The sequence below is a fragment of the Halospina sp. K52047b genome (assembly GCF_008709855.1).
GTDB lineage: Bacteria > Pseudomonadota > Gammaproteobacteria > Pseudomonadales > Oleiphilaceae > Halospina > Halospina utahensis_B.
Genome location: NZ_VYJH01000005.1, coordinates 158,736 through 174,421, shown reverse-complemented (window position 1 = coordinate 174,421; position 15,686 = coordinate 158,736). Strand labels below are relative to the sequence as shown.

Annotated in this window: 17 protein-coding genes and 1 pseudogene; all 18 read left to right on the top strand. The window is 61.5% G+C overall.

The window, feature by feature from the left end; translation table 11 throughout:
* Positions 1–50 precede the first annotated feature (50 nt).
* On the top strand, positions 51–1,412 hold the full coding sequence (locus F3089_RS08650; protein WP_151440443.1) for an MFS transporter: 1,362 nt from the start codon (positions 51–53) through the stop codon (positions 1,410–1,412).
* Between the two features lie 70 nt (positions 1,413–1,482).
* A complete protein-coding gene (gene ssb / locus F3089_RS08645) occupies positions 1,483–1,986 on the top strand; it encodes a single-stranded DNA-binding protein (RefSeq protein ID WP_095618761.1) in 504 nt (167 codons plus the stop codon).
* Between the two features lie 234 nt (positions 1,987–2,220).
* Positions 2,221–3,054 (top strand): type IV pilus biogenesis protein PilM, encoded by an 834-nt coding sequence (locus F3089_RS08640; protein ID WP_151440442.1) that lies wholly within the window; start codon positions 2,221–2,223, stop codon positions 3,052–3,054.
* Complete coding sequence (locus tag F3089_RS08635; RefSeq protein ID WP_151440441.1) at positions 3,051–3,662, top strand: PilN domain-containing protein; 612 nt, start codon at positions 3,051–3,053, stop codon at positions 3,660–3,662. Before F3089_RS08640 ends, F3089_RS08635 begins: the two co-directional genes overlap by 4 nt.
* The gene (locus tag F3089_RS08630) at positions 3,659–4,336 is read left to right on the top strand and encodes a type II secretion system protein GspM (protein ID WP_151440440.1); all 678 of its coding nucleotides are present in this window, start codon (positions 3,659–3,661) and stop codon (positions 4,334–4,336) included. Before F3089_RS08635 ends, F3089_RS08630 begins: the two co-directional genes overlap by 4 nt.
* Positions 4,329–4,667, top strand: a complete 339-nt coding sequence (locus F3089_RS08625) for a hypothetical protein (protein WP_151440439.1) — start codon at positions 4,329–4,331, stop codon at positions 4,665–4,667. The genes F3089_RS08630 and F3089_RS08625 overlap by 8 nt, the downstream gene beginning before the upstream one ends.
* Positions 4,668–4,761: 94 nt before the next feature.
* Positions 4,762–6,369: a pilus (MSHA type) biogenesis protein MshL gene (gene mshL, locus F3089_RS08620; RefSeq protein ID WP_151440438.1), complete on the top strand. Its 1,608-nt coding sequence runs from the start codon at positions 4,762–4,764 to the stop codon at positions 6,367–6,369.
* 1 nt (position 6,370) lies between these two features.
* The gene (locus F3089_RS08615; RefSeq protein WP_151440437.1) at positions 6,371–7,213 is read left to right on the top strand and encodes an ExeA family protein; all 843 of its coding nucleotides are present in this window, start codon (positions 6,371–6,373) and stop codon (positions 7,211–7,213) included.
* Positions 7,210–8,337 carry a tetratricopeptide repeat protein gene (locus tag F3089_RS08610; RefSeq protein ID WP_151440436.1) on the top strand — a complete coding sequence of 376 codons (1,128 nt, stop codon included), beginning with the start codon at positions 7,210–7,212 and terminating at the stop codon, positions 8,335–8,337. Before F3089_RS08615 ends, F3089_RS08610 begins: the two co-directional genes overlap by 4 nt.
* A 4-nt stretch (positions 8,338–8,341) precedes the next feature.
* A complete protein-coding gene (locus F3089_RS08605) occupies positions 8,342–10,240 on the top strand; it encodes a GspE/PulE family protein (protein ID WP_225741718.1) in 1,899 nt (632 codons plus the stop codon).
* Between the two features lie 2 nt (positions 10,241–10,242).
* Positions 10,243–11,466, top strand: coding sequence for a type II secretion system F family protein (locus tag F3089_RS08600; protein ID WP_151440435.1), 1,224 nt, complete (start codon positions 10,243–10,245; stop codon positions 11,464–11,466).
* Between the two features lie 44 nt (positions 11,467–11,510).
* Entirely contained in the window at positions 11,511–12,032 is a 522-nt protein-coding gene (locus F3089_RS08595) for a prepilin-type N-terminal cleavage/methylation domain-containing protein (protein WP_151440434.1), read from the top strand.
* An 80-nt stretch (positions 12,033–12,112) separates the two neighbouring features.
* Positions 12,113–12,568 (top strand): pilin, encoded by a 456-nt coding sequence (locus F3089_RS16165; RefSeq protein WP_151440433.1) that lies wholly within the window; start codon positions 12,113–12,115, stop codon positions 12,566–12,568.
* Positions 12,569–12,597: 29 nt separating this feature from the next.
* A complete protein-coding gene (locus F3089_RS08585; protein WP_151440432.1) occupies positions 12,598–13,110 on the top strand; it encodes a pilus assembly FimT family protein in 513 nt (170 codons plus the stop codon).
* The gene (locus tag F3089_RS08580) at positions 13,103–13,618 is read left to right on the top strand and encodes a type IV pilus modification PilV family protein (RefSeq protein WP_192497313.1); all 516 of its coding nucleotides are present in this window, start codon (positions 13,103–13,105) and stop codon (positions 13,616–13,618) included. Before F3089_RS08585 ends, F3089_RS08580 begins: the two co-directional genes overlap by 8 nt.
* Positions 13,618–14,424, top strand: coding sequence for a type II secretion system protein (locus F3089_RS08575; protein WP_151440430.1), 807 nt, complete (start codon positions 13,618–13,620; stop codon positions 14,422–14,424). The genes F3089_RS08580 and F3089_RS08575 overlap by 1 nt, the downstream gene beginning before the upstream one ends.
* Positions 14,414–14,827, top strand: coding sequence for a hypothetical protein (locus F3089_RS08570; RefSeq protein WP_151440429.1), 414 nt, complete (start codon positions 14,414–14,416; stop codon positions 14,825–14,827). Before F3089_RS08575 ends, F3089_RS08570 begins: the two co-directional genes overlap by 11 nt.
* Positions 14,773–15,540: pseudogene (locus F3089_RS16230) on the top strand (glycine-rich domain-containing protein); the annotation flags it as partial. The gene F3089_RS08570 and the pseudogene F3089_RS16230, both read left to right, overlap by 55 nt.
* Between the last annotated feature and the right edge of the window lie 146 nt (positions 15,541–15,686).

Below are 15,686 nucleotides of genomic sequence, written 5' to 3'. Positions count from 1 at the left end.
GAACCGCCGGCGCTGTGCTAAGATGGCGCCGCTTTTCCGGAGGATCCTTGATGAACGCCACTGAAAAACGCGCCATAGCGGCTCTGGCAACGGTCTACGGCTCCCGCATGCTGGGTCTGTTCATGATCCTGCCGGTGTTTGTGCTGTTGGGGCGGGATCTTCAGGGGGCAAGCCCGGCGCTTCTGGGTGTGGCACTGGGCGCCTACGGTCTGTCCCAGGCGCTGCTGCAGATCCCCTTTGGCATTCTTTCAGATCGTTTTGGACGCAAGCCGCTGATCCAGATAGGGCTTGTGCTGTTTGCCGCCGGCAGTCTGCTGGCGGGGTGGTCGGATTCCATCCAGGGGGTCATTGCCGGGCGCATTCTGCAGGGCTCAGGCGCTATCGCCAGTGTGCTCATGGCGCTGGCCAGTGACCTTACCCGCGAGGAAAGCCGCACCAAAGGTATGGCCACCATCGGACTGTCCATTGGTATGGCCTTTGCCTTGTCGCTGGTGCTGGGGCCAATGGTGGGGGATGCCTATGGGCTCACGGGGATTTTCCTGCTGACGGCCGTGCTCGCGGGCATCGGTATGGTGCTGGTCGCAACCATCGTGCCCACGCCTGAGACGCGCACCCATCAGCCGGATGCGCTGCCGGCCCGGGACCAGCTCCGCCAGGTGCTGACATCGGGTCGGCTGTTGCGCCTGGATGGCGGTATCTTCGTGCTGCACCTGACGCTGACCGCCCTGTTCCTGATTGTGCCGCTGACGCTGGAGGAGCTGGGGCTGGGCACCAACCAGCACTGGTGGGTCTATCTTTCGGTGATGGGAACGGGCTTTGTGGCAATGCTGCCGCTGCTGATCATTGGCGAGAAGAAGCGCCGTCTCAAGCAGGTGATGACCGTGGCGGTGGCGCTGCTCGGGGTGGCCGTGGCGCTGATGGGCATCGGCTGGGAGCGGATCGCCGGATTCTGGGTGGTGCTGTTCATCTTTTTCACCGGCTTCAATCTGCTGGAGGCACTGCTGCCCTCGCTGATCAGCAAGGAGGCGCCCGCGGCCGGCAAGGGATCGGCCATGGGCGTCTATTCCACCAGCCAGTTCATGGGCTCCTTTGTGGGCGGTGCGCTCGGGGGCTGGCTCTCTGGTTTCGCCGGTGCCAGCGGTGTTATTGTTCTCGTTCTGCTGGCCATCGCGGTCTGGCTCGGCCTGGTTGTCACCATGGCGCCGCCACGCTACGCCACCAGTCTGGCGTTGCAGCTCACCGATGAGCACACCCAGGATCCGCGCACCATGCGCGAGGCGTTTCTGGCCATTCCGGGGGTGGATGATGCCGTGGTGCTTGCCGGCAGCGGTGAGGCCTGGCTCAAGGTGGATCGCCAGCAGTTCAGCGAAGAATCCCTGTGGCGTCTTCCCTTTGTGGCGCGGCAGGTCTGAGTAAGGAAGCCACGGGACGGTTTCCGTCAACGCATAACAGCGAATAAAGAGAAAGGAACAGGAGCAGAGCATGGCGAGAGGCGTAAACAAGGTCATCCTGATCGGCAACCTGGGCGCGGATCCCGAGACCCGGTATACCGCCAATGGCAACCCGGTCACCAATCTCAGGCTGGCAACGGACGAGAGCTACAAGGACCGCAACACCGGCCAGATGGTGCCGCGCACGGAATGGCACCGCATCGTCATGTTCGGCAAGATCGCGGAAGTGGCCGGCCAGTACCTGCGCAAGGGGTCCAAGGTCTACATTGAGGGCCGCCTGCAGACCAACAAGTGGCAGGACCAGAGTGGTCAGGACCGTTACACCACCGAGATCATCGTCGACATCAACGGCCAGATGCAGATGCTCGACAGCCGTGGTGGTGACAGTGCCGGCACCGGAGGCGGCGCGCCGGGTGCCGCACAGGGTGGTGCGCCCCAGGGAGGCGGTGGCTACGCGCCCCAGGGTGGTGACCAGAATCAGGGGACCGGCATGCCGGATCCCGTTGACGACTTTGATGACGACATTCCCTTCTAGCAGACTTCTGCCAGCAAGTCCCAGTGCTGTGTTAAAAGACGTGGATAACCATCTGAACAGCGTGAATCTGTTCGGATCCTGAACTATACTCGCGACACGTATTGGCACTCCCATTGTTCCGTGAGAGTGCCCTTCGGAATTTCACGAGCAGCGCAGACGGTCAACTTGCTGGCACTCCGATCCCTCCGACATCCGTTCGCGAAACGTCACTCTTCACTCCGCGTGGGGCTGGAGTTGACCGATGATGCGCTCCATTGGGCCTGCATGCAGGCGGACGGTTCGCTCCAGAGCGGCTCCGCAGGCGCTGGGCAGACACTGGAATCCCTGGTGAATGAACAGGGGGTGGGTGGTGCCCGGGCGCGGGTGGTTCTGGGGCCGGATCAGTATCAGATCTTTCAGGCAGAGCGCCCCAACGTCGAGCCTGGCGAGCTGGCGGACGCCGTTCGCTGGAAGCTCGGGGATCTGCTCGATTATCCCGCCAGTGAAGCCGTTATTGATACCTTTCCGTTTCCCGAGGACGCCTCACGGGACCGTGGGGCATTGATTAACGCCGTCTGTGCCCACCAGGACCGGATACGCTCTATCGTGGAGCGTATCCATGAAGCGGGGCTTGAGCTTGAATGCATTGATATCGCCGAGCTCGCGCTGCGTAACCTTCTGGCCCGTGCCGATCCAGAGGGGCGTGGCGCGGCCCTGGTGCATCTGGGACGGCAGAGTGGTCACGTGATCTTTTGCCGGGGTGAGGTGCTCTACATGGCGCGGCGCCTGGATGTCTCCCAGGCCCAGCTACGGGACGCCACCACCCAGGAGCAGACGGTCCAGGACCTGGCGCTGGAGATCCAGCGGTCGCTGGATTATTACGAAAGTCAGCTGCGACAGATTCCCCCCTCCCGTGTCCAGCTGGCAGGCCACCCGGAAGCGCTGCCGCTTGCCGGGATGCTCAATTCCGAGGTGACCGCTGAAGTGGTGGATCTGGATTGGAGTGCCATGCTCTCAGGCGTGACGCCCGCACCCGGAACCGGGCTTGCTGTTGCCACGCTGCTGGCGGATGACGAGGGAGCGAGATGAAGCAGTCCGTCAACCTGTACACAGAGGCCTTTCAGCCCTCAAGGGAGTGGCTGACCCTGGGCCGGATGCTCAGCCTGGTTGCGGTTGTGCTGCTGGTGGTTGCCGGCATCGGGGGCGCTCTCCGGTATCAGTTGGCCGGTGCTGAAGCCCGGCTGGCGGAGATTGAAGCCCGGGAAGCCGAAAAGCAGCAGTCGGTGGAGACGCTCCAGGAACAGGTGGCCGACCGAAAGAAGGATCCGGCCCTGGAAGAGCAGGTCACACGACTGGAGCAGCGGGTCCGTGATCGCCGCCGCCTGGTTGAGCGTGCGGATTCGGTGGCAAAGGCGAGTAGCGAGGGCTTCACACCCTATCTGGAAGGGCTGGCACGCCAGACACTCGATGGGCTATGGCTCACACGGATCCGGGTGGATCTGATGCGTGATCGTCTGGGGCTGTCAGGTCGTACCACCGATGGCCAGAACGTGCCTGAATATCTGCAGCGATTGCAGAAAGAATCCGTGTTCGAAGGGCGTCGCTTTGCCCGCTTTGGCATTGACCGCCCGGAGGACGGTGGGCCGCTGAGCTTTGATGTGGCTTCAACCCGCGAATCAGCGGAGGAAGACGAATGAAGGACCGTCTCCAGCAGCGCTGGCAGACGCTCGCGGCTGCCTTCCTGGCGCGGGCGCGCCGTGAACGTGTGCTGATGCTGGTGGCTGCGGCGGCGCTGGTGGCTCTGGGAGCCTGGCAGTTGCTGGTGACACCGGTTCTGGAGGCCCGGAGCCAGGTGGCGGAGCGCATTGCCAGTGCGCAGGAGTCGCTGGAAGGGCTTGCCGCGCAGGAGGAAACGCTTCTGCGCAAGCTGGAAAAGGATCCCAACGAACCGCTGCGTGAACGTATCAGCCAGCTCCAGAGGCGCCTTGACCGTTACGATCAGCAGCTCGAGGAGCTGACGACCGGCCTGATCAGCCCGTCGGAGATGGTGGCGCTGTTACGCCGTATGCTGGTCCGGCATGAGGGGGTGGCCCTGGAGAGTGTCTCCCACAGGGCCCCTCAGCCGGTTGCGGTGGAAGGCCAGGATGACAGTGCGAACAGTGAAAAGGAGGCCAGCCTCTATGCCCACCCGGTGGAAGTCACCGTCAGCGGTGGTTTCCATGATGTGCTGGCGTATCTGCGGGATCTTGAAGGCCTGGATGAGCGTCTGGGGTGGCGGTCACTGGATTATCAGACACAGGACTGGCCGGGAGCGCGGGTCCGGATCCGGTTGCACACACTGAGCCTGCACAGGGAGTGGTTGGGTGTCTGAACGGCTTGTGAGTGGCATCATTGCTGGCCTGCTGATTCTGGTACCGCTGACCTGCGGGGCCAGCAGCGGGGCGTCACTGCCGGACCCAACGCGGCCGTCCTCGGTATCGACACAGGAAAGCAGCGTCTCGCCAGCACGCCGCTTCCAGCTGGACTCAATCCTGGTGGGGGATCAGCGCCGGCGGGCGGTCATCAACGGGATCAGCCTTGCTAAGGGCGGTCAGCTTGGGGATGCCACCCTTGTCCGAATCGGTATGGATCGTGTGCTGATTGAAATTGGCGGACAGCAGTACACTCTTGAACTCGACAGCGCGCCGTCAGTCCGGCGCTAGCAGCAGGTTAACCGTTATGCGAGAGCGTTCCGTCCCATTTCTGATTCCAGCTGTGCTCAGCCTGTTTTTGGCCGGCTGTGCCGGGAATCCGCTGATGCAGACCCAGCAGGCAAGTTCTACGGAAACCACGGAGCGGATCGAAAAAGAACTGGAAAAGGCTGGAGCCAGCAGCGGTGATACGGATGCCGCCCCGGCGCCTGATGAGGTGACGGGCGCCCTGATGCCGGACTTCTCCGGAGCGGGCGGTGCCACTTCCGGCGGGGCGGAGCGCTTCAACGTCAATGCTCAGGGCCTGCCGGCACCCACCTTTTTCCGGAGCCTGGTCGACGGTACGCCTTACAACGTGGTGGTGGATCCAGCTGTGGAGGGCTCCATCACCCTGGATCTCACCCAGGTGACCCTCGAAGAGGTCATGGATGTGGTCTCGGATCTCTATGGTTATGAGATTGCCCTTGAGGGCCGTATCTACCGCATCCGCCAGGCAGGTCTCAGGACCCGTATATTCCAGGTGGACTACCTGGACATCCAGCGCAGCGGCAATTCCGAAACCCAGGTACGGTCGGGGCAGGTGACCGATACGGGCAATGGGGATTCCGGCTCGAACAACGGTGACAGTGGCTCCGGCAATGGCACCGTGGTCGGTACCCGTATCACTACGACCTCCGAGTCGCGCTTCTGGGCGGATCTCAACGAATCCCTGAACCTGATGGTCGGGTCCGATAGTGGCCAGCGTGTCATCACTAATCCTGGTTCGGGGGTGGTTGTGGTCCATGCCCGGCAGGATGAGCTGAAGGTGGTTGAGGATTACCTTCGCCGGATGCAGCTGATCTCCAAGCGCCAGGTGATCCTGGAGGCCCGAATCCTTGAGGTGGCTCTCAACGAGAGGTACCAGCAGGGCATCAACTGGAATGCTGTGGACCAGATGGGCAGCGGCAACAGTCTTCAGGGAAGCCTCAGCAGCATTGCTACCAACACCCAGGGGGGAGGAGCGTTTTCCGCCGCTCTTGAGGTGAACAGTTTCAACAGCTTGATTCAGCTTCTGGGCAGTCAGGGCAATGTGCAGGTGCTGTCCAGTCCGAGGATCTCGACCGTCAATAATGAGAAGGCCGTCATTAAGGTGGGCAGTGACGAGTTCTTCGTGACCGATCTTGATTTTGATGACGATACCACCGCCGGTGGCACAGGGACCTCCAGGTCGACCTCTGTGGATCTGACGCCATTCTTTTCGGGGATTTCTCTGGACGTCACCCCGCAGATCAGTGATGACAACGTCGTCACTCTGCATGTTCATCCCTCTGTGAGCGAGGTGGAAGACCAGGAAAAGCTCATCACCATCGGTGACGAGGACGTGACGCTGCCTCTGGCGCTGAGCACGGTGCGCGAGACAGACAGTGTGGTGCGAGCACGAAGCGGCCAGATCGTGGTGATCGGCGGGCTGATTCAGGATCGGACCGAGGAGACAACCTCAGCGGTGCCCTTCTTCAGTGATATCCCGGTCATTGGTGAACTGTTCAAGCAGCGCAGCTATGAGTCCCGGAAAAGCGAACTGGTGATTCTGCTCAAGCCCATGATCGCCAATGTGGCCCGGTACGGACAGGACGTGGAGGACAGCCGCGAGCGCATCCGGGATCTGCGCCGGATCATGGAATCCACAGAATCCCCGAAGCCAGAACCGGCGGCGGGCGCGACACAAGAGAGGTAGCATGTACGAGGCATTTTTCGGCCTTCGGGATGCCCCCTTTTCACTGACGCCCAATACGCGCTACTTCCTGCGTGCGCCCAGCCACGGGCAGGCGCTGGAACTGCTGCTGGTGGCCCTGCGCCAGAAGGAAGGCTTCATCAAGGTCTCCGGCGAGGTGGGCACCGGCAAGACACTGCTGTGCCGGTTGTTGCTCAATGCCCTGGAAGGGAAACTCACCACCGCCTACCTCCCCAACCCCCAGCTCGGCCCTAAAGAGTTATTTGAGGCCATTGCCGATGAGCTGGGAGTGACGCTCGATGATGCCAGTAACACCCACAGGGCCCTTTCAGCACTGCAGCAATATCTGATCGATAACGCGGCGTCTGCCGGTGCGGCGGTGCTGGTGATCGATGAAGCTCAGTCCATGCCGGTGGAAACCCTTGAGGCACTGCGTCTGCTGACGAATCTGGAAACGGAGAGCCGTAAGCTCCTGCAGGTGGTTCTGTTCGGGCAGCCTGAGCTGGATGAATTGCTTGCCCGACCGGATCTGCGCCAGCTGAGCCAGCGCATTACCTTTCAGCACCGACTGGAGACGCTGTCGCCGGAGACGGTCGCTGACTATCTGCAGCACAGGCTCGCGCGGGCTGGATGGAACGGTGGACGACTCTTCCAGCCCAGGGCGGTACGCCTGATCAGCCGTGCCTCGGGCGGAACCCCCAGGCTGATCAACATTCTCGCCCACAAGGCCCTGATTGCCGCCTATGGGCGCGGTGAGCGTGAAGTGACCAGCCGTCATGTACGCCAGGCCATCCGCGATACCGATACGGTCGTGCGCCGCCCCGGGGTTCTGGGAGGGCTTCTATGAGTCTGCTCAATGACGCCCTCCGGGATCTGGAAAAACGCGAAGGTGCGGACGGCAGTAACGGTGAGTCGATTCCGGCGGGGCTGGGCGCTGCCAGCTACCGGACGCCTGCCCACTGGGGTTGGATACTGGGTGGCTCGGCACTGCTGCTGGCGATACTGGCTGGCGCCGGGTTCTGGTGGCTGGGCTCGGATCAGCCGCGATCTGCAGGGAAGGGGGCTGTTCCCGCCATCAACGATGAGCCGGCGCCTGTGATCCGTACCGCGACACTGCCCGCGGAGAAGGGGCGGACCGGTGAGGGTTCCGGGACTGTTGAGCGTAATACCTCCGAGCGGGCAGGAAGCACCGAGCAGGACGGTGACACCAGTGAGCCTCCTGAGACTGTCAGGAAGGTGGAGCCGACCGGCATAACAGAGCCTGCAGCAGAGCCGGAACCGACAGAACAGACAGAAGTGGCGGAACAGGAAAGTGAGCCGGAAGACCCCGTCTCCACTGATGACGTTGCGAATCAGTCGGACCCCGAGCCGGAAACAGCCACCCCCAGCGTGCGCGAACTGACGCCCGCGGAAAAAGATCGGCGGTTCTCCCGGGAGCTGGAAGCGCTACTGGCGGATGGCCGTGTTGCGCAGGCCGGGGAACGCCTGAATCAGCGAGCCATGCTGGATTCCGATATGCCACGCTCCCGGGCGGCGATGGCCCGGCATGCCTTGGAGCGTGGAGAGCCGGCCGCCGCGTTGCAGTGGCTGCCGGAGCAGGCCGTGGCCATGTATCCGGAGCTGCGGCTGCTCAGGGCGCGTGTGGCGCTTGAGCGCTCGGGCAGAGCCAGTGCCCTGCAGTGGCTGGAATCCGAGCCGCCGGGGCCGGCCACCATGCCGGCCTATCACACCATGATGGCGGCGCTCTATCAGCAGACCGGAGACCATCAGGCGGCCGCCGAGCAGTGGGCGGCGTTGATTGAGACCGATGACGGCAATGCCCGCTGGTGGGCCGGCTTGGGTATTGCCATGGAAAGCCGCGGGCGGGATGAGCAGGCCAGGGCCGCCTATACCCGCGCGCTGTCACTGCCGGATCTGGCGCCACAGCTGCGCCGGTACATCGAGCAACGGCTCGCCGCGGAGCAGGGGTAGAAGTATGTCGGAAACACGCCGCAAGGTCCGCATTGGCGATCTTCTCGTTGAGAACAGCGTCATCACCGAGGAACAGCTCCAGACCGCGTTGGGTGAGCAGAAGCGCACCGGCCGCAAGCTTGGTAAGACGCTCACGGATCTCGGTTATCTGGATGAGGACCAGCTGCTGAATTTCCTTTCGCAGCAGCTCGATATCCCCTTCGTGCAGCTCCGTCACTACAACTTCGATCATGAGCTGGTGAAGAAGCTTCCGGAGGCTCAGGCACGGCGCTTCCGGGCCATTGTGTTGGCAGAGCGCAACGGTGAGCTGCTGGTGGGCATGGCGGACCCCATGGACATCTTCGCCTACGATGAACTGACCCGGATCCTGGAGCAGCCCGTGAAGCAGGCCGTGGTGCGGGAGAGCGAACTGCTCAACACCCTGGACCTGGTCTACCGCCGCACGGATGAGATCGCCTCTCTGGCCGAGGAGCTGGAGGACGAGATCGGCGACGAGGCCTTTGATCTGGCCGATCTGGGCAGCGACTCGGATGTGAACGAAGCGCCGGTGGTGCGCCTTCTGCAGACCATCTTCGAGGATGCCATCCAGGCACGCAGCTCGGACGTCCACATCGAGCCGGACGAGACCGTGATCCGCATCCGTCAGCGCATCGACGGTGTGCTGCAGGAACAGGTCATGAAGGAAAAGCGCATCCACTCCGCGCTGGTGCTGCGCCTCAAGCTCATGGCCGGGCTCAATATCTCCGAGAAACGCATGCCCCAGGACGGGCGCTTCAACATCCGCGTTAAGGGCCGGAGCATCGACGTGCGGGTGTCCACGCTGCCGGTGCAGTACGGTGAGTCCGTGGTCATGCGTCTGCTGGACCAGTCCCAGGGCATACTGGATCTGGAAAGCACCGGTATGCCGCCCGGTATCCTCAGGCGGTTCCGCCGCCTTATCCATCGCCCCCACGGCATGATGCTCGTGACCGGGCCCACCGGCTCGGGTAAAACGACCACCCTCTACGGCGCACTGACTGAGCTCAACCAGGCCCAGGTGAAGATCATCACCGCCGAGGATCCGGTGGAATATCGGCTGCCGCGCATCACCCAGGTGCAGGTTAAGAGCCAGATCGGGCTGACCTTCGCCTCGGTACTGCGCTCGGCCCTGCGCCAGGACCCGGACATCATCCTGGTGGGGGAGATGCGCGACCAGGAGACCGTCCAGATCGGCCTGCGCGCCGCCATGACCGGCCATATGGTGCTCTCCACCCTGCACACCAACGACGCCGTCAGCAGTGCCATGCGCCTTCTGGACATGGGCGCGGAACCCTTCCTGGTCTCCAGCTCCATTGCCGGGGTCCTGGCCCAGCGGCTGGTGCGGCGTGTGTGTGAGAACTGCCAGGTTCCCTACACCCCGACGCATCAGGAAAAGATCTGGATTGACCGGATCAGGGGGGAGCGTGGTGACCTGGCGGCGCCTGCGGAAGCGGGGGAGGTGTCGGAGCCTGCCGAACCGGTGGTAACAGAAACCGTTGATGGCGGGGGAGATGATTCCCTGGAGTTGACCCTCTCCGACGAGTTGATGAAGACCGGGGAGACAGCGCCTGACCATACGGGTGGTTCTGGTAGGGATGCTGGCCAGGGCTTTGTTGTGGGCAAGGGCTGCTACCAGTGCAGCAACACAGGTTACCGGGGCCGTATCGGCGTTTACGAGCTTCTGGAATTCAATGAGGCGATGCTGGATGCGTTGCGCCGGGCGGACTATGCCGGCTTCGAGCGGGCCGCACGGGCCATGCCGGATTACGAGAGCCTGGACCACTGCGCCCTGCGATACGCTGAACAGGGGATCACCAGCCTGGATGAGGTCGCCCGGGTCTCCGCCACGCTCGGTGGTGGCACCGCGGATGAGGCGGGAGACTGACCATGCGTTTCGAGTATCGGGGCCGTAACAGCAAGGGTGCCCTGGAACAGGGGGTGCTGGAAGGGGGGTCACGGGACGCCATCGCCGCCGAGCTCCAGCGGCGGGGCATTACGCCAGTCTCCGTGGAGCCGGAGGCGGAAGCCGGCAGCAGCCTGGCTCAGCTGGGGCAGATCGAGCTGTTCCAGCCGAAAGTGAAGCTGGATGACCTGATCGTGTTCTGTCGCCAGATGTACGCGCTCACCAAGGCCGGCATCCCGATCATCCGCACCATGCGCGGGCTGGCCGAGACCAGCAAGGCGCGCGCGCTGAGCCAGGCGCTGGATGACGTGGCGGACCGGCTGGAGACCGGCACCACCATGGCCACCGCCATGCAGGCCAATGACCGTGTTTTCTCCGGACTGTTCGTGGCCATGGTGCACGTGGGGGAGAACACCGGTCAGCTGGACGACGCTTTCTTCCGGCTCTCGCGCATCCTGGAGCTGGAGCGGGAAACACGCCGGCGCATCAAGCAGGCCACCCGTTATCCGATCTTCGTGATCGTCGCGCTGACCGCGGCGATGATCATCATCAACTTCTTCGTGATCCCCCAGTTTATTTCCACCTTTGAGCGCCTGGGGGCGGACCTGCCGTTCATCACCCAGGTGCTGATCATGACCTCCAATTTCATGACCACCTGGTGGCCGGCACTGCTGGGAGGTATGGTGGCCGCTTTCGTGGGGGTACGTCGGTGGATCGCCACAGAGCCCGGGCGCCTGCAGTGGGACCGTTACAAGCTGCGTATTCCCATCATCGGGCCCATTCTGGAGCAGATTGCGCTGAGCCGCTTCTCGCGAAACTTTGCCACGACCCTTGCAGCCGGTATGCCCGTGACCAGCGCGCTTTCTGTGGTAGCCGACGCCAACAGTAACGCCTGGATCGCGCATCACCTGCTTGAGATGCGCACCTCGATTGAGCGCGGTGACAGCCTGATGCGCGCCGCCCGTGAAAGCGAGCTGTTCACGCCGCTGATTCTGCAGATGATCTCGGTGGGCGAGGAAACCGGCTCCGTGGATGAGATGCTCACCAACGTGGCGGATTTCTACGATGAGGAAGTGGATTACCAGTTGAACCGGTTGTCTGAATCCATTGAGCCCATATTGCTCGTAGGTGTGGCCATACTGGTACTGATTCTGGCGCTGGGGGTCTTTCTGCCGGTTTGGGATCTGGGCAGTGCGGCTATCGGATAGCAGAGCAAAGAAAGTCAGTTCCAATCGAGTATAAGCGAGAGAGAATGAACACGAATGAACTGGGAAACGTAAAAGGACAGCAGAGCGGCTTCACGCTGATTGAACTGGTGGTGGTGATCGTGATCATCGCCATTCTGGCGGCTACAGTGTTGCCTCGGTTTGCGGAGCTTTCGGAAGAAGCTCATGAGGCGAGTGTGCGGGGGACAGCTGGAGCTTTTGGTTCTGCTGTGGCTCTGGTGAAAGCGCAGTGGACCGGCGTTGGTGCGCCCGGCGAGGTGAATGATGGGCTTGAAGGGTTTGGTGCGGACAATGTAAACACCAACGCCGAAGGTTGGCCCGTTTCAGTAACGGATGGGGCTTCATCGAGCAATTGCGTGAACTTGTGGCGCGCATTATTGCAGTCCAATGCACCGACGGTCAGCGCGAGTGATGGTGACGATACTGACTACGTCGCCAGTTCCGGTACGAACAGCTGTACCTATGAGTATCAGAGAGGTGATACGGAGCACACGATTGAATACAACGCCGAGGAAGGGGAGGTTTCAACAAGTTTAAACAATTCCTGACTCGAAATTGCGCGAAATTCAGTCATACTGTTAGTCAAAACATCTAAATCTACATGAAAAGTCTGAAAGGAGTAAGTTTCATGCAACGGCAACAACAGGGTTTCACCCTTATCGAACTGGTTATTGTGATCGTTATCCTCGGCATCCTGTCCGCATTTGCTCTGCCACGGTTTGTGGATCTGGGGAGTGACGCCCAGGCGGCTGCACTGGAGGGAGCTGCAGGGGCGATCAAATCCTCTGCGAGTATTGCGCATTCGGCATGGCTTGCGGGAGACCGAACATCGCCAGTCGATATGGACGGGACAGATGTAACTATGAGTACTGAAGGGTATCCCACGGCGGATGACGCGGGCATCATGACTGCGGCACAGATTGATACAGCAACCGATTTTGCTATCAATAACGGAACGGTCACTCCTGTTGGTTTTGACGATACTAGTGATGCAGATGGGGATGGCACTACTGGTGAGTGTTCGTTCGACTACAGCGCAACGACTGGAAATGTAACCAATCTAGTAACAGATGATTGCGTCTAACCGCTTAATACGCTGGGAAGGCGAATGGTATGTCAACTTTTCTGGCATGCCGTAAAAGGGTAGTCGGGTTTACGCTTGTTGAGCTGGTAATAACTCTAGTCCTGATCGGCATTTTGAGCGCCGTCGGTATTGGTCTATTGGCCAATCCGGCGGGCTACTCGGCGATCCTGGCGCGAGACCAGTTTGTATCCTCCTCTCTCTTGGCCCAAAAGCGAGCCCTTGCCAACACTGACACCACCATTGCCCTGACTATCAATGAATCGGCGGGGCAATGGTGTTTTCGTGTTTCCACTAAAACGGATGCGGGGTGTAGTGAAAACCAGGAAGGTGCCCGGACCGCCGCTCGGGAAGGAGCCAGTCTCCAGAATAACCCAGGCACTCTGTATTACCGGGGCAGCCGACGGGTCAATGCCAGTGATGAGCCAGTGGCCGCGGGTAGCGGAGTTGATCTGACCTTTGTTCCTGCGGATGGAGGCGCAGGCCACCCGGCCTGTGTCTCCGCTTCAGGATTTGCCTACCCGGAGCGCTGCGTTGATGGCTGACTCCTGTTCTTTTTATCCCTCCAGACGGCAGTTCGGTGTCACCCTGATCGAGCTGGTGATCACGATTGTGATTGTCGGGGTTGCCATCGCCGGTGTGATTGGTAGCTATTCACTGGTGGTGGGGCGCAGTGCGAACACGCTTTATCAGTCGCGGACCACTGCCGTGGGTCAGGCCTACCTGGACGAGATTCTTGCGCGGCGGTTCGGGCCGGGGGTCGGCCCGGGCGGCAGTCCTTCCGCTAGTGGCTGTAACGATACAGGTACGGGTGGCGGGAAAGAGCGAGCCGATTACAGGACGGTGAATGACTATCAGGGGCTGGAGGACTCGCCGCCGCGCCTGGTATCCGGTGGTTTTGGCGAGGCCTATGAAGGGTATCGTGTAGAAGTAAGTGTTACCTGTGCCGGGGCCGAAGTGGGTGTGGGCGATGACGCCAAGCGCATTGACGTCATGGTCTATCCAGCCCAGGGGCCGAGCATGACGTTCACAGCCTACAAGGGTAACTTCTGATGCGCCGCCAGCAGGGCTTCACGCTGACGGAGCTGATCATGGTGATCGTGATCCTGGGCATCATCGCGGCCATCTCGGTGCGCTTCATCCAGTTCTCCACTCAGGGGGCGCTGGATACCGCCAATCGCCAGCGTCTGGCACTCGGAGCAGGGATTGCTTCCGAGCAGGTCAGCCGTGAGTTGCGCTCGGCATTGCCGGGCAGCATCCGCACCAGTGAAGGTGGGGAGTGCATCGAGTTTTTCCCGATCGTGGCGGGGTCCCGGTACGTGGATGGTGCGGACAGCTTTGAACCCAATCGGGCGCTTTCCGAGTTCCAGGCAGTACCGTTCTCGCGCTCGACGGAGCAAGCCATCCGAGTGTTCATCTATCCCTATGCCGAGGGTGATTTCCCCGATGGACTGTATGAGACGGGTGCTGAAACCCGGGCGGGGCTGGGGTCGGTCAGCGGGTCCGGGGAGGAGCGCACTGTCACGCTCAGTTCGCCCCATACGTTTCCAGAGCATTCACCACAGCGACGCGTAACGCTTACCGGAGATCCGGTGAGTTTCTGTCGTGGCACGGGGACCAATAGTCGCTACCTTTTCCGGTATTCCGGCTATGGGCTTAACGCCAGTGGTGGCCGGCCCAGCGGAGGCGTTCGTGAGGTGGTTGCGATGCCGCTTGGCGACGGGCCACTGATTTTCAGTTTTATACCGCCGACACGTCAGCGCAACGGCGTGGTGACCTTTGAATTTACGTTGCAGTCGGCGGACTCTGAGGAGTCCCTCTCTGTGGCCCAGGAGGTACAGGTGCGCAATGTTCCCTGACTCACGCCCAATCCAGTTCCAGGGGCGCCGCTCGTCCCAGGGCGGTGCCGGGCTGGTGATGGCCATCTTCCTGATTACGGTCATGGCACTGATTGTCTCGACCATTGCGCAGCTCCAACAGACCACCGGTGAGGCTGAGGCGCTGGACATCCAGTCCACGCGAGCCTACTACGCGGCGGAGTCCGGCGCGCAGCTGGCCATGACCCTGCAGGATGAAGGGGAAGGGTGTGGTTTCGGAACCCGTACTTTTGATGGTTTCAGCAACGGCCTCAGGGACTGTGAGGCGGACGTCAAGTGTACTGACCTCAGCACACAGGAGAAGGTCTTTCGCATTGAGAGCCATGGGCAATGCGGGAGCGGAGCGGATTTAGCCAGCCGCACAGTGGAGGTACTGGCTCGATGAAGCGTGTAAGTGGAAGTCTGACACTGTTTGTCATCGTTGCTTCCATTCTGGCTGTTCGCACAGGTGGTGCTGCAGAGCAGGTGCTATCGGAACCGGGAGCTGGAACCCTGGTTGTGCCTGACAATGTTTCCGAAATCACCGTTGAGCTCTGGGGTGGTGGGGGTCGTGGTGGTAGCCGTCAAAGTCCTGGAGCTGCGGGTGGCGGTGGCGGGGGTGGCTACGTCAGCGAGACGTTCCAGGTAAATCCGGGGGAAACTTACGAGTACCAGGTTGGTTCTGGAAGTAGCAGTAGTGAATCGGGTGAAAGCTCCTTTCTGAGGGGGCCTGCGGGGGATGTTGAAGCTTTTGGGGGCGAAAGTGTTCCGCTTGACGGCGATGAGGGGGCTGTAGGTGGTTCTGGGGTTGGCGCTGAGGTCTATCAAGGCGGTACCGGAGGTTCAGGGGAAACAGGCGGATTTTTGGAGACGGACAGGCAAGCTGGGGGAGGTGGTGCTTCAGCTGGCCCAGCAGGGAATGGTGCTGATGGTCAAACCCCTGAAGGAGGGCAGGCGGGCCAGGACAGCGGCAGCGGTGGTAACGGTGCTGAAACAGAGTTTGGGGATTCCCGGCCAGGTAATCCCGGCGGCCTTCCGGGAGGAGGCGGCGGCGGGGCAACCACCTGTTCCAGGTGGTTCTGTCCTGCCGAAGAAGGTGGAGCTGGGGGCGACGGCCAGATACGGATAACCACAGATGGTGACCCCCTCAAAGCTTCCGCTGACATTGCCTACTGGTTTGATGGGGACTGGGGAGGGGCGGCCTCCGTTCCGGATCAGAGCGGGAACGGTAATACGGGCACCTCAAACGGAGCATCTTTCGTCAG